At 71.5% G+C, this 13,427-nt stretch carries 15 protein-coding genes; 4 read left to right on the forward strand and 11 right to left on the reverse strand.

Features of this window, described 5'->3' with window-relative positions; all coding sequences use genetic code 11:
* Window positions 1–95 precede the first annotated feature (95 nt).
* Complete coding sequence (sucC, locus tag IE307_RS03225) at window positions 96–1,196, forward strand: ADP-forming succinate--CoA ligase subunit beta (RefSeq protein WP_191295900.1); 1,101 nt, start codon at window positions 96–98, stop codon at window positions 1,194–1,196.
* On the forward strand, window positions 1,196–2,074 hold the full coding sequence (sucD, locus tag IE307_RS03230) for a succinate--CoA ligase subunit alpha (protein WP_191295901.1): 879 nt from the start codon (window positions 1,196–1,198) through the stop codon (window positions 2,072–2,074). Before sucC ends, sucD begins: the two co-directional genes overlap by 1 nt.
* On the opposite strand, the gene IE307_RS03235 is transcribed toward sucD, so the two are convergent.
* From IE307_RS03235 to IE307_RS03265, 7 genes are all read right to left on the reverse strand, one after another.
* Entirely contained in the window at window positions 2,071–2,844 is a 774-nt protein-coding gene (locus tag IE307_RS03235) for a hypothetical protein (RefSeq protein ID WP_191295902.1), read from the reverse strand. The two genes, sucD and IE307_RS03235, sit on opposite strands and share 4 nt — an antisense overlap.
* Entirely contained in the window at window positions 2,841–3,140 is a 300-nt protein-coding gene (locus IE307_RS03240) for a type VII secretion target (protein WP_191295903.1), read from the reverse strand. The genes IE307_RS03235 and IE307_RS03240 overlap by 4 nt, the downstream gene beginning before the upstream one ends.
* Window positions 3,137–3,481: a YbaB/EbfC family nucleoid-associated protein gene (locus IE307_RS03245; RefSeq protein WP_191295904.1), complete on the reverse strand. Its 345-nt coding sequence runs from the start codon at window positions 3,479–3,481 to the stop codon at window positions 3,137–3,139. The genes IE307_RS03240 and IE307_RS03245 overlap by 4 nt, the downstream gene beginning before the upstream one ends.
* 14 nt (window positions 3,482–3,495) lie before the next feature.
* Window positions 3,496–4,113 carry an ESX secretion-associated protein EspG gene (locus tag IE307_RS03250; protein WP_308436330.1) on the reverse strand — a complete coding sequence of 206 codons (618 nt, stop codon included), beginning with the start codon at window positions 4,111–4,113 and terminating at the stop codon, window positions 3,496–3,498.
* The gene (locus IE307_RS03255) at window positions 4,110–4,412 is read right to left on the reverse strand and encodes a hypothetical protein (protein ID WP_191295905.1); all 303 of its coding nucleotides are present in this window, start codon (window positions 4,410–4,412) and stop codon (window positions 4,110–4,112) included. Before IE307_RS03255 ends, IE307_RS03250 begins: the two co-directional genes overlap by 4 nt.
* Window positions 4,409–5,842, reverse strand: coding sequence for a hypothetical protein (locus IE307_RS03260; protein ID WP_191295906.1), 1,434 nt, complete (start codon window positions 5,840–5,842; stop codon window positions 4,409–4,411). The genes IE307_RS03255 and IE307_RS03260 overlap by 4 nt, the downstream gene beginning before the upstream one ends.
* 97 nt (window positions 5,843–5,939) lie before the next feature.
* Complete coding sequence (locus tag IE307_RS03265; RefSeq protein WP_191295907.1) at window positions 5,940–8,048, reverse strand: helix-turn-helix domain-containing protein; 2,109 nt, start codon at window positions 8,046–8,048, stop codon at window positions 5,940–5,942.
* A gap of 95 nt (window positions 8,049–8,143) precedes the next feature.
* Here IE307_RS03265 and IE307_RS03270 point away from each other — a divergent pair, with 95 nt between their 5' ends.
* Entirely contained in the window at window positions 8,144–8,743 is a 600-nt protein-coding gene (locus tag IE307_RS03270) for a DedA family protein (RefSeq protein ID WP_229904340.1), read from the forward strand.
* Here IE307_RS03270 and IE307_RS03275 read toward each other — a convergent pair.
* The gene (locus IE307_RS03275) at window positions 8,706–9,425 is read right to left on the reverse strand and encodes an SDR family NAD(P)-dependent oxidoreductase (RefSeq protein ID WP_191295908.1); all 720 of its coding nucleotides are present in this window, start codon (window positions 9,423–9,425) and stop codon (window positions 8,706–8,708) included. The genes IE307_RS03270 and IE307_RS03275 overlap by 38 nt on opposite strands.
* Window positions 9,426–9,534: 109 nt before the next feature.
* On the opposite strand from IE307_RS03275, the gene IE307_RS03280 reads away from it, so the two are divergent.
* Window positions 9,535–10,374: an alpha/beta fold hydrolase gene (locus IE307_RS03280; RefSeq protein WP_191295909.1), complete on the forward strand. Its 840-nt coding sequence runs from the start codon at window positions 9,535–9,537 to the stop codon at window positions 10,372–10,374.
* A gap of 120 nt (window positions 10,375–10,494) precedes the next feature.
* On the opposite strand, the gene IE307_RS03285 is transcribed toward IE307_RS03280, so the two are convergent.
* The 3 genes from IE307_RS03285 to IE307_RS03295 are packed head-to-tail and all read right to left on the reverse strand — an operon-like array spanning window position 10,495 to window position 13,350.
* Window positions 10,495–11,406 (reverse strand): Gfo/Idh/MocA family protein, encoded by a 912-nt coding sequence (locus IE307_RS03285; RefSeq protein WP_191295910.1) that lies wholly within the window; start codon window positions 11,404–11,406, stop codon window positions 10,495–10,497.
* Between the two features lie 5 nt (window positions 11,407–11,411).
* Complete coding sequence (locus IE307_RS03290; RefSeq protein ID WP_191295911.1) at window positions 11,412–12,479, reverse strand: ABC transporter permease; 1,068 nt, start codon at window positions 12,477–12,479, stop codon at window positions 11,412–11,414.
* Window position 12,480: 1 nt separating this feature from the next.
* Window positions 12,481–13,350: an ABC transporter ATP-binding protein gene (locus IE307_RS03295; protein ID WP_191295912.1), complete on the reverse strand. Its 870-nt coding sequence runs from the start codon at window positions 13,348–13,350 to the stop codon at window positions 12,481–12,483.
* Window positions 13,351–13,427: the final 77 nt, after the last annotated feature.

Consider the following 13,427-nt stretch of genomic DNA (forward strand, 5'->3'; position numbering starts at 1 on the left):
TAGATTGCATACCGTATGAGGTAGGCATATCGTTACTCCGCTACCAACCGGATGTCCATAGATGGCCGCAAGTTTTCGGCGAGAGGACGTAGACGGTGGATCTTTTCGAACACGAGGCGCGGGACCTCTTCGAGCGGTACGGGGTGCCCGTTCCGCGTGGTTTCGTGGCGGGCACTCCTGAGTCCGCGCGCGAGGCCGCCTCCAAGCTCGGCGGCACTGTCGTCGTGAAGGCTCAGGTCAAGACCGGCGGGCGGGGCAAGGCCGGCGGCATCAAGCTCGCTTCGTCGCCCGACGAAGCTTTTGCCGCTGCCACGGCGATCCTGGGCATGGACATCAAGGGCCACACCGTGCACCAGGTCCTGGTCACCGAGGCGAGCGAGATCGCCGAGGAGTACTACCTGTCGTTCCTGCTCGATCGCGCCGGCAGAACGTTCATCGGCATGGCGTCGGCCACCGGTGGCATGGAGATCGAGGAGATGGCGGACTCCATCACCCGGATGCCCGCTTCGGCCTTCGACGCAGCCGCGGTGTTCGGGCCGGAGATCGCCGCGGAGATCAACGAGGTCGCTTCCGCCCTGTGGAAGGTCTTCGTCTCCGAGGACGCGACCCTGGTCGAGGTGAACCCGTTGGCGCGCACGAAGGACGGCAGGATCATCGCGCTGGACGGCAAGGTGACGCTGGACGACAACGCCTCGTTCCGGCACTCTCGTCCTTCGAACGCGGCGGAGGGCGACCCGCTGGAGGTGCGGGCGGCGGAGAAGGGTCTCAACTACGTCAAGCTCGACGGCACCGTCGGTGTCATCGGCAACGGCGCGGGACTCGTCATGTCCACATTGGACGTCGTGGCGCTGGCCGGTGCCGCGCCCGCGAACTTCCTCGACATCGGCGGCGGCGCCTCGGCCCAGGTGATGGCCGACGGCCTCGACGTCATCCTCTCGGACCCGTCGGTCCGCAGCGTGTTCGTGAACGTGTTCGGCGGCATCACCGCGTGCGACGCGGTGGCCAACGGAATCGTGCAGGCCCTGGGGATTCTGGGCGACCGCGCCGACAAGCCGCTGGTCGTCCGCCTCGACGGCAACAACGCCGCCGCGGGCCACCGGATCCTCGACGAGGCACGACACCCGCTGATCACCGTGGCGCACACGATGGACGACGCGGCGGGCCGTGCCGCCGCCCTCGCCGGCAAGGAGTCCTGATGGCGATCTTCCTCGACGAGAACAGCCTTGTGATCGTGCAGGGCATGACCGGGTCTGAGGGTGCCAAGCACACCCGCCGGATGCTCGCGGCCGGCACGCAGGTCGTGGGCGGCGTGAACGCCCGCAAGGCCGGGACGTCCGTGGACTTCGACGACGTGACGCTGCCGGTGTTCGGCACGGTCGCCGAGGCGATGGACGCGACCGGCGCGAACGTGTCGGTGCTCTTCGTCCCGCCCGCGTTCACCGGCGACGCGGTGATCGAGGCGATCGACGCGGAGATCGGCCTGGCCGTGGTGATCACGGAAGGCGTCCCGGTCCACGACACGGCACGGTTCTGGGCACACGCGCAGGGCCGTTCCACCCGGATCATCGGACCGAACTGCCCCGGCATCATCAGCCCCGGCAAGTCCAACGCGGGCATCATTCCCGCGGACATCACCAAACCCGGCTCGATCGGTCTGGTTTCGAAGTCGGGAACGCTGACGTACCAGCTGATGCACGAGCTGAAGGACTTCGGCTTCACCACGTGCGTCGGCATCGGCGGCGACCCGATCGTCGGCACCACGCACATCGACGCCATCGAGGCGTTCGAGGCGGACCCCGAGACCGAGCTGATCGTGATGATCGGCGAGATCGGCGGTGACGCGGAGGAACGGGCGGCGGAGTTCGTGCGGGACAACGTGACCAAGCCCGTGGTCGGGTACGTCGCCGGCTTCACCGCGCCCGAGGGCAGAACGATGGGCCACGCGGGCGCCATCGTCTCGGGGTCCTCGGGCACGGCGGAGGCCAAGAAGCTGGCCATGGAGGCGGTCGGGATCAGGGTCGGCAAGACGCCGTCCGAGACCGCCTCGCTGGCCAGGGCGGTCCTGACCGGCTAACTCGCCACGGCCTGTGCGGAGGGGAGCTCGGCAGAGCCTCCCTCCGCCTTGTCCCCGATCACCGACATGGCCTGCTCCACGATCTTCAGCACGGCCTGCGCGCCCTCGACCAGTGTGATCAGGTTCTCGCCGCTGGCCAGCAGCTCACCGAGCTCGGCGGCGATCTGACCACCGCACTCGACGGCGATCTGCACGCACTGCGGGATCGCCACGGCGATGCTCTGCCCGAACGTCGCGGCCGCCGCCGCGATCGCCTGGGTCATGATCGGCACGATCCTGCCGACCGCCTCGGTGATCAGACGCGTCACCTCGGCGACGACCTGCGCTACCACCTCACCGGCCTTGATCAGCGCGGTGGCGTTGGTCAGCGCCGTCTCGGCGACGGACAGCACGCCGTCGACGAGTTCCTTGCCGGTCTTGGCGTACTCGGCCGCGCTGTCCCCGGTCCAGCTGTCGGTCTCACTGCCTGCTTTCTCGCCGTACTCGCCGGCCAGCGCGGTCGCGGCCTTGCTCGCGTTCTGGAACTCCCCGGCGCCCTGCTGGACGCCGTCCGGGTCGCCCCTGAGCTGGTTCAGCGGCTCGTCCAGGAACGAGATCATCGGCGTGAGGAAGCCGACGCCCGCGCTGTCCAGTGCCTGCAACGGTTTCCCGTTCGAGCTGAGTTCGCTCATCGGCGCCTTCGGCGTTCGCGCCAGGTCCGGCGACAGCCACTCGCCGTTCGTGATGGCGTTCGTCGTGACGCGGAGTTCGGCGAGCAACGCGGCGGTCATCGGCCTGCTCCCGTGATGTCACCGGCGTTGCGCTCGTCGGTGCGCTGGTAGTTCTCGGCGGTCCTGCGCACGCCCTCGCCCACTTTGTCCAATGTGGACGCCATGCGGGCGAACGCGCCCGTCGTCTCCCCCATCGGGCCGCTCAGTCCGGTGGTGAGGAACTGGGCGAACGAGCCGAGCGACTCCTGCCCGAGCCGGTCGGGCATCCGCGTGCCGGTCTCCGACAGGCGGTCGGCGTACCCGCTCACCGTCGCGGCGTGCCGGCGCAACTGCTCGTGGTCCGCGGTCAGGCTCATCGCACGGCCTCCGGCAGGTGCCGCGTGATCTGGTGCAGGGCGTCGCTCTCGCCCAGGTAGTCCGCCATCACCTCGGTCATCCGCGCGCTCGCCAGCCGTTGCGCCTCCCGCGCGGTGCCGACGATCAGCACCGCGAGCGCGTCGACGTCGAGCTTGCGCGCCGCCGGTGTCAGCGCGACATCGCCGAGCACACCGCCCGCGTTCACCGTCACGGTGACCTCACCGCGCGGCGAGGTCGCCGTGGCGCCCACCTCCGCCAGGCTCGCACTCGCCGACCGCGCGCTGTACGCGACCCGTTCAAGGCGTTCCTGGTAGTCCGCCAGCCACTGTGCTGGATCCACTTCGTCCCCCTCCTCTAGGCTCGCGCGACGGCGGCGAGCTCACCGATCACGCGGACCAGGTCGTGGTGCCGCATCGGGTTGACGCTCACCCAGCCGTCCGCTCCGACGTCGACCCTGACCCGTCCGCCCGCACTGTCCAACCAGGACACTTCCTGCCGCTGCCCGCCCCTGACCACGCCCGCCTGCCCCTGCCCGGTGACCTCCAGGTCGAGCCCGGCGCCGGGCGGCAACGTGATCGGCATGAGCTGCGCGGCCCTGACCTCCGGGACCAGCGCCACGAGCTCGTCACCCAGGGCCTCCGCCCCGACGTGCGCCACCCGGACCGTGCTCCCGGACTGCGTGCACACCAGCGCGTCACCGCCCCGGACCATCGCGACCGCACCCGCGCCCGGCACGACGAGGTCGACCACGGCCGTGTGCTCGTGCAGCGCGCCGACCAGCTCGGCGGCCATGCCGACCGGCCCGTGGGACGCCGCCAGCCCCCGCGCCTCGAGCCCGTGCCCCGCCTCGGCGAGCAGGCTCGCGCGTTCGTCCGCTGTAGTCCCGAACGACGGCACCCTCAACGGAAACGGCCACCGCACCCCGGCGTGCGTGGCGAGCAGGTCCATCTCGACCAGGTCGAAGGCGATCACCGGACCACCCTGCGCGCCTGCTCGGCATCGGTCTCGGCGTACGTGGACCTGATCTCCGCCAGCACCCGCCGGAACTCCCGAACCTCGCGCTCAGCGGCCCCCACCTCGCCCGCGAACCCCGCCCCGGCTTCCTGGAGCCTTTGCGACAGGTCTCGGGCGGGCGGCGCCGTGCCGAGCAACGGCTGCCGCCCGGCCAACCTCCCCGCCGCCGCCACCAGCTCCCCGGTCAGGTCGGCCAGCCGCGCGAGGGTCCGCACCCTGTCCTGCACCAGGTCCGGCGCGACCTCGTAGCCGTTCACACTTCCTCCCCGATGACCGCCGGAGACACCCGCTCGTCCACCGCGAACAGACCGTGGTCGAGCGTCGGCATCTGGTTCTCGTGCTGCTGCTCCTCGTCCTTGCGCGCCCCTGCCGCCGGAGGTGCGCCCATGGCGTTGTTCTGGGCGGACGGCCGGGCCTCGGCGGTGAGGGTGCCGGTCACGGCGATCCCGCCGGTCTGGCCGAACACCACGCCGGCACGCATGCCCGGCGTGACCTGCTGGCTGACCGGGGTGGTCGCGGTCACCGGACCACGTGCGGATCCACCCACGAGCTGCCGCCAGGGCACTCCGCCCGAACTGGGCGTCCTGACCTGCGACACGGGCGCGGCGCCCGGTGTGTTCGCGGCCTGCGGGACGCCGCCGCGGGCGTCGTCGACGAGGCGGCCGCTGCCGTTGAGGCTGGACTCGTAGGTCTGCATCGCCCGCACCGCCTGGGCCTTCTGGTCGTCGGCGGAGGCGGCACCGAAGTAGAAGAAGAAGCCGGAGGTCGCGCCCGCGGGCATGGCGGGTGCGGTCGGCAGGGTGAACGGGGCTGGGGCGCTCGGCAGCGCGAAGGGCGCGTTGGGCAGCGCGAACGACGCTGGAGCGCCGGGCAGCGCGAACGGCGCGGGCGCACTCGACAGCACCGATGGTGCCGGCGCGCCGGGCAGCGTGAACGACGCCGGAGCACCCGGCATCTCGACCGACGCAGGCGTGGTGGACGAGGCCGACCTCTCCGGAGCATCCGGCAGCACGAACGGCGCCGGTGCACTCGGGGACACGGCAGGAACCGACCTCACCGGCGCCCCTGGCATCTCCGCGAACCCTGACCCCACCGGCATTTCCGCGAGTCCTGGCACCACTGACCCCGCTAGTACCTCGGGCACACCCGCGAACTCGGGCACCACCATCCCCGTCGGCACCCCGGCGGGTTCCCGCACCACCGGCCCTACCGGCACGCCCGCGAGCTCAGGCACCCCGGCGAGTTCCCGCACCACCGGCTCCGCCGGGATCCCCGCGAACCCCGGCACCACCGGCCCGACCGGCACCCCCTCGAACCCCGGCACCCCAGCCAGCCCCGGCACCCCCGCCCCCAGCCCCGGTGGCGGCGGCATCGCCGCCCGAGCCGAAGCCAGCGCGTCCGCCGAGTCCTGCGCCGCTTTCTGCCCCGCCGCCGCGAACCCGCTGAGCCTCTCCACCCGCTCCGCCAACGCCCCCAGCCGCGCCGCGGCCTCCTCCGCCGCGGCGCCGGACCACCCGTCGAGCAGCGCGGCCCGTTGCTCCCTGAGCACCGCGGCGTGCGCGTCCAGCGCGGCGCGGTGGCGTGTCCACTCGTCGGCGACGGTGCTCACGTCCGCGACATCGGCGTCCTGCCACAGCATGCGGTGCAGTTCCTCGTGGCTGTACGCCTCCCAGTTGATGTCCTGCATCACTGGAACTCCCTCCCTCGTCCCCGGCGAACGATCACAGCGGGGTGGGGCGGGGGAACAGGCCAGGCGACCGGCCACGTGTGGCCGGTGGTCCTGATCAGCGCGAACGGGCGAGGTGCTCCTGCAGGCGGGCGTGCCGGAACTGGTAGACGGCGCCGGCCCGGCGCAGCACGCCGCGGCGGTAGGCGTCGTCGAGGAACGCCGGCAGGCGCCACGGCAGCTTGCCGGTCAGGGGCAGCCAGACGCGGGCGAACACCACCCACTGGCCCCAGGCGGTCAGGCTCAGCACGTAGGCGAGTCCGCCGCCGATGCCGCCGACCAGGCCGAGCGCGAAGGCCGTCGTCGGGCTCCACAGCACCTCGAAGCGCAGCGCGGTCAGGCCGCTGGCGACGATTCCGGTGGCGCCGATGACGAACACCGCGAACACCGGCACCATCATCCCGACGAGGCCGAGCACGGCGCGCCGGTTCGCCTCCCGCAGCCCGTCGGGGCTGCCCGCCGAGCGCACGTCCAGCGGTGCCTCCAGTGCGGCGACCACGGCGAAGACCAGGCCGGCGCCGAGGCCGAACACCAGGCCGAACACGACCACGTCGACCAGCACGCCCGCTGTCATCACGACGCCGGGTGTCGCCAGCCAGTACGCCAGCGCGCGCACCAGCCCGTAGGCGGCTCCGACCGCTCCGCCGAACGCCACCCCGAGCAGGCCCCGCGACCACACCCGCCGATCGGCCCTGCCGCGCAGCCGCAGCCGGGTCCGCACGGGTTCGAGCGGTGTCCTGCGCACCGCGAACCGGTGTGCGAGCCCGAAGAGCAGACCGGTGACGAGCCCGATCATCACGGCGAACAGCACGCCCCTGGTGATCAGCCCGCCGATGAGCACGGCCTCCAGGACGAGGTCGGCGAACCCGACCACGACCCCCACGGCGAGCCCGGTCACCGTCGACGACGTGCCGAAGCGCCACCACGCCACGTCGTGCATCCCGAGCCTGGTCACGTGGTCGGCGAGATGGCCGAGCCACGGTCGCACACGGTCGGTGTCCGACCCGTATACAGCCGGTATGAAGCTGCTGAGCAGGTGTCGTTCGATCTCGTCGGGCTCGTGCAGGCCCAGCAACGCCGCCGGGTCGTGGTCGGGGGTGTCGCTGTAGATCCGCCGGGCGAGCGCCACCATCAACGGCGTCGTCAGCACCTGGGCGAGCGGGCCGCCGCACCGCACCTCGTCCAGCACGGGCTTCCAGACGTTGCCGGCCGGTCCGGTCTTGCGCGTGGTGCGCGGCAGGTAGTCCGCCAGGTCGTCGCACGTCAGGTCCGCGAGCACCACGGCGGCTGCGGACGTCAGCACATCCGTGCCCTCGACCGCGTCGCGGTACTCGTCCACACGGCTCGTGAGCAGCAACGGCAGAGTGGTGGTGTTCAACGCGTTGAGCGCTGCCCGGTGCAGTCCCGCGGCGATCTCGTCGAAGCCGTCCAGCACGGGCAACACCCGCTGCGAGTCGACCAGCGCCGCCGCCAGCGTGCCGCCGCCGGGGCCTGGAGCCGCGAGGAACGGGTGGTCGTGCGTGAGCTGCTCGGCGAGCCAGTCGCGCAGCCCGGCCCGTCCGGGATGCCACGCGCCGAGGCCGAAGATCACCGGCACGGGGTCGGCCGGGTTGTGCGCGCCGAGCAGGTCCAGCACGAACCGAGTGGTCAGCACCGTCTTGCCCGACCCGGCGCGCCCCAGCACGACCAGCCGCCGCGACCCGACCCTGCGGTACACCTCGACGACCTGGTCGAGCCGGCCGTCGAGCGCGGCCTCGCCGCCGATGTTGGTCCGGCTGTCCGTCAACGCCGCGGGCGCCGCCTCCCACCGCACGGGCAGCGGCACCGGGTCGTGGACCTGCCGCTGTTCCTCCTCGCGCCGCCACCGTGCCTCGATCGCGACCTTCAGGGTCTCCACGGTCTCGAGCAGCGGGTCGAACCGCGCCGGTTCCAGGACCGGCGGTTCGTCGCGACCGGCGGCGGAGAACAACTCGACGCGCTCGGCACCGGTGAGTTCCAGGGCGTCGGCCAACGCGCGCACGGTGCCCATGCGCGGATCGGTCCGTTCGCCTGTCTCCAGCCCACGCACTGTGCGGGTGCCCACGGCAGCGCGGTGAGCCAGCGCTTCCTGGCTCAAGCCGGCCCGCTGCCGCCATTGACGCAGCAGTAAGCCGAACTGGCTCGCCACAACCGCCCCCTCGTCCGGATGACCGGTGATCAAGAGGGTACCGAGACGGCCGTGTCTCGTGGCCGTTTCCGCCCACCTGGAGGAAGATCGCGGCTGTGCTGACCGAGTGGCTCCACGCCGTTCCACCGCTCCTGGTCTACGTCGTCGTGGGCGTGGTGGTCGGCGTCGAGAGCATGGGGATCCCGCTGCCGGGCGAGGTCGTGCTGGTCGCGGCGGCGCTCATGGCCTCGCACCACGACGGCGTCTCACCGGTGTGGGTCGGCGTCGCCGCGTCCGCCGGGGCGATCATCGGCGACAGCGCCGGGTACGCGCTGGGCAAGCGCTTCGGGCCGCGGATCTTCAGCTGGGCGGGTGAGAAGTTCCCGAGCCACTTCAGCCAGGACAAGGTCGGACGCGCCCAGGCGCTGTTCGAGCGCCACGGCGCCTGGGCGGTCTTCTTCGGCCGGTTCGTGGCGCTGCTGCGGATCCTGTCCGGACCGCTCGCCGCCACGATGGGCATGCACTACGGGAAGTTCCTGCTGGCCAACGCCGCGGGCGGCATCGCGTGGGCCGGCGGCACGACGGCGGCCGTCTACTTCGTCGGAGAGGCCGCCGAGCACTACCTCGCGGAGTTCTCGTGGACAGCGCTCGTTGTCGTGCTGGTGGCGGTGATCGCGTTCAGCGTCCGAGCCCGGCTCCGCCGTTCACCCCGATGACCTGAGCGGTGACGTGCCCCGCCTCGGGCGAGGTCAGGAACGTGATCACCGCGGCGACGTCCGCCGGGGTGCCCGCGCGGCCGTTCGCCGGGGCGCCGACGAGCTTCTTGCGCCGTTCCTCGGAGAGCGTGCCGCCGAAGAACTCGGTGTCCTCGACGACACCGGGCGACACGACGTTGACCGTGATCCCCCTCGCCCCCACCGCGAACGCGAGGTCGGCCGTCCACGCCTCGACCGCCGACTTGGCCGCGCCGTAGGCCCCCGAACCCCGCCTGCCCGCGATCGAGCCGATCGTCACCACGCGGGCGTTGTCGGCCAGGCGGGGCTCCAGCGCGGTCGTCACGAGCACCGCGCTGATCACGTTCGACTCGTAGTTCGCGAGCCACAAGTTTCGCACGTCGGTCAGGTTCTCCGGCGCGGGCAGGCGGCGGGTCATGTTGCCGCCCGCGTTGTTGACCAGGACGTCCACTGAGGACGGCAGGTCGTTCAGCGCCGCCTCGACGGCCTCCGGATCGGCCGCGTCGAACACCACAGCCCGCGCGCCGACCTCCTCGGCCGCCGCCTTCAGCACGTCCTCCCTGCGTCCGGTGATCACCACCTCCAGGCCCTGCTCGACGAGCCGGGCCGCCACTGCCTTGCCGATGCCCGTGCCGCCGCCCGTCACCACTGCTGTACGCGTCATGCGATCTTTGATAACAGCGGAATACCCGCAGGTCGATCGGCCTGTCAGCCCATCGGGGTTCACGTCTGTGACTAGGCTGCTCAGACCCGACTCCACTGGGGAGAACCGCATGGAAACTCACGTTCTCGAGACAGACGGCGCCGCCATCACGTACGACGTGAGCGGCGAGGGCCGGCCGTTGATGATGATCGGCCAGCCCATGGACGCCAGCGGCTTCACGGCCCTGCGCGCCCAGTTCCCCGACCGCTTGGTGATCACCTACGACCCGCGCGGCATCGGCAGGAGCACCCGCTCGGACGGCCGCACCGACAACACGCCGCAGACCCAGGCGGCCGACGTGCACGCGGTGATCGAGGCCGTGGGCGGTCCGGTCGACCTGTTCGCTTCCAGCGGCGGCGCGGTCACCGCGCTCGAACTGGTGGCGGCCTACCCGGCCGACGTCGTCACCCTCGTGGCGCACGAGCCGCCGCTGATCGACGTGCTGCCCGACGCGGCGGCGGCCCGCAAGGCCCGCGACGCGTTCATGGACGCGTACCAGGCCAATGGCTGGGGCGCGGGCATGGCGGCGTTCATGCAGATGAGCTCGTACCAGGGCGAGTACACCGACGAGTACTTCGCGCTGCCGCTGCCGGACCCGGCGCAGTTCGGGATGCCGTCCGAGGACGACGGCAAGCGCGACGACCCGTTGCTCGGGAACTCCTCGCTGGCCATCACCGACTACCAGCCGCGGGTGCAGGACCTGGCCGCCGCGCCCACCCGCGTCGTGCTCGCCGTGGGCGAGGAGACCGGCGACGCGTTCACCGCGCGCACGGCTCGCTACACCGCGAAGCTGCTCGGCCAGGAGGCCGTCGTGTTCCCCAGCCACCACGGCGGGTTCATCGGCGGCGAGTTCGGTTACGCGGGCAAGCCCGAGGAGTTCGCGGTCAAGCTCCGCGAAGTGCTCGGCTGAGGATTGCGGCGGCCTTCACCGCGCCGTCGGCGACAGCGGCACGATCCGGTCGAGGTTTCCACCGGATCGTGTCGCTGGAGGCCACCCGGTCGACGGCCGCGTGTCGCCGACCTGAACGGATCATCGCAGGAAGGCCTCGACCACCTCGGCCACGCGCCGTCCGCTGGCGAAGTCCGCGAGGTCACGCGGGTGCTCGCCGCGCACGGCCTGCGCGAACAACGTGAGCCGCGAGTAGTCCGACCCGGTCTGCTCCAGCGGCACGCGCTCCCACGGGCCGCCGTCCGAAGTGGACAGCAGAGCCCACTGGTCGAGGCGCAGCGACCGTTCGGTGCCCCAGGCGGTCCACTCGTAGACCTCGGGCCCGGCCAGTCCGGAGAACGCCGACACGTGCACCGGCACACCGCCGCCCCGCAGCACACCGCGTGCCGCCACCTCGGCCGCACCGGGTTCGGGGAAGTCCGACGACACGGACTCGACGGTGAGCGGGCCGAGCACCCGGTCGGTCAGGTAGACGAAGTGCGACAGCACCTCGCGCACGAACCCGCCCTGCTCGGACCGCGACAGCCAGGCCGCCTCCGCCTGGAACGCCCTGGGCCAGCGCGGGAACTGCAACCGGATCTCGATCCCCCGCAACGCGCCCAGCTCGGCCAGCCGCCGCTCGATCTCGATCGTCGCCACCATGTCCGACAACGCGAAGTTCACCGCGTTCGGGCGGCCGGTGGCGGCGTCGGCCATCGCACGGGCCTCGTCGAGGTCGACGGCCAGCGGCTTCTCGCAGAACACCGCCTTGCCCGCCTCGAAGGCCTTCAGCACGAGCCCGGCGTGCGACGCGGGTGGCGTCGAGACGTACACGGCGTCCACATCGGACAGCACGTCGTCCAGCGAGGTGACGACGGGGACTTCGAGCGCGCGGGGTGCGACGTCGACGCCCGCGACCACGGTGAAGCCGGGATGTGACCTCGCCGCCGTCAGCATCCGGGTGCCCATGGCTCCCAGGCCGACGACGGCGAGGCGAATCGGATCAGCGATCATGCGCCCTATTCTGCAGGTGCCCAGGCCTTCGACAGCTTCACCCGTCCACCGGTCTGCAGCAGCGAGCCGGTGTAGAGCCGCGACGCGACCAGCAGGATCGCCACGACGGTGACCGCGAGGATGGCGAGTGAGAGCAGTGCCTCCCACGCCGCGGCCTGCTGGGCGAACAACCGCACCGGCATCGCGACGCCGGCCGTGAACGGCACGAACGACATCACCTTGAGCACGGCCGGGTTCTCGTAGAAGAACTGCACGCCGAAGTACGGGCCCATCACCGCGATCATGACCAGGCCCATCGTCGAGCCGAGGTCCTCCTGGCGGCTGACGAGCGCGCCCGCGACCGCCCACATCGACGAGATCAGCACGAACCCGAACATCAGGAACGGGATGAACCAGCCCAGCGCGGGCGCGACCACCCCCAGCAGTTCGCCGAGACCCGCGACGCGCAACGCGATCGGCGCCGCGAGCGCCAGCACCACGACCTGGCCGAGCGTGAGGATCGTGTGCCCGAGGATCTTGCCCGCGAGCAGCGCCCGCACCGGCACGGTCGACACGAGGATCTCCACGATCCGCGTCTGCTTCTCGGTCACGGTGCTCTGCGCGATGGCCGCGCCGCCCATGCCGAACATGAGGAACACCAACCCGAACACGATCACCGTGACGGACCGCTGACCGGAGGTCACCGCCGAGGCGTCCAGCAGTTCCACCGGAGGCGACTCGACGAGCTGGCGGATCACGCTGTTCGGCGGGTCGTTGAGCGCGAGGACCTTGATCCCGGCGCCGTCCGGCACGATCGCCGCCTCGACGTCGTCGGCCCTGACCAGGTCGGCGGCTTCCTGCACGCTGCCGACCTCGCGCACGTCGAGCGCCTTGCCCTGCACCGCCTGCGAGGCGGAGCCGACGACGGCGACCTTCGGGTCGTCACCGCCGAAGACCGTCGGCAGCACGGTGAGCGCGAACAACCCGACGACGGTGAAGAGGAAGCCGATCCAGAAGCCCTTGGTGCCGACCAGGGTCTTCATCTCGCGTTCGGCGACGAGCCACGTCGCCTGGCTGAAGGACGCGCGGGCCATGTCAGATCACTTCCTTGAAGATCTCGTCCAGCGTGGGCACGACCGGCGTGAAGGAGCGGACCTCGCCGCGGTCCAGCGCCGCCCTGAGCACCTGCTGGGGTGCCGACTCGAACACGGCGCGCGGCCCGTCGAGGTCCAGGATCGTCACGCCGGGCACGTCGCGGACCCAGCCCGCGTCCTGCTCGACGACGATCTCGTAGCGCTCGCCCGCGTGCCTGGTGCGCAGGTCCTCGCGCGACCCGTTCGCCACGATCCGTCCCTTTGAGATGATCACGACGTCGTCGCAGAGCCGTTCCACGATCGCGAGCTGGTGGCTCGAGAACAGCACGGGAACGCCGTTGGCGGCGCGCTTGCGCAGCACGTCCAGCACGGTCTCGACGGCGATCGGGTCGAGGCCGGAGAACGGCTCGTCGAGGATCAGCACGTCCGGGTCGTGCACCAGTGCGGCCGCGATCTGCACGCGCTGCTGGTTGCCGAGCGAGAGCTCCTCGAGCCGGTCGCCCGCGCGCCCGGTGAGCTCCAGGTCCTCCAGCAGCTCCTCGGTGTTGCGCTGCGCGGTCTCGCGGTCGACGCCGTGCAACCGCGCCAGCCACGTGATCTGGTCGCGCACCTTCATCTTCGGGTAGAGCCCGCGCTCCTCCGGCATGTAACCGAAGTCCGGCCGGTTGTCCGGCCGGACCTCGGCTCCCTTCCAGCTCACCGCACCCCCGTGCGCGGCGAGCACCCCGAGCACGATGCGCATCGTGGTGGTCTTGCCCGACCCGTTGGCGCCCAGGAAGCCCGTCATGCGGCCGGGCCGCACGTCGAAGCTCACCTCGTCGAGCACCTTGTGATCGCCGAAGCTCCGGCTGATCCCCCTGACAGTCAACATGGGAGGAACAGTAGGTCGGCGCGTTCAAGATCGCGTCCGCCGCGCGGCATCATCCTCGCGGAGGACCCCTTACGGGC

The sequence above is a fragment of the Lentzea cavernae genome, assembly GCF_014653695.1.
Taxonomy (GTDB): Bacteria; Actinomycetota; Actinomycetes; order Mycobacteriales; family Pseudonocardiaceae; genus Lentzea; species Lentzea cavernae.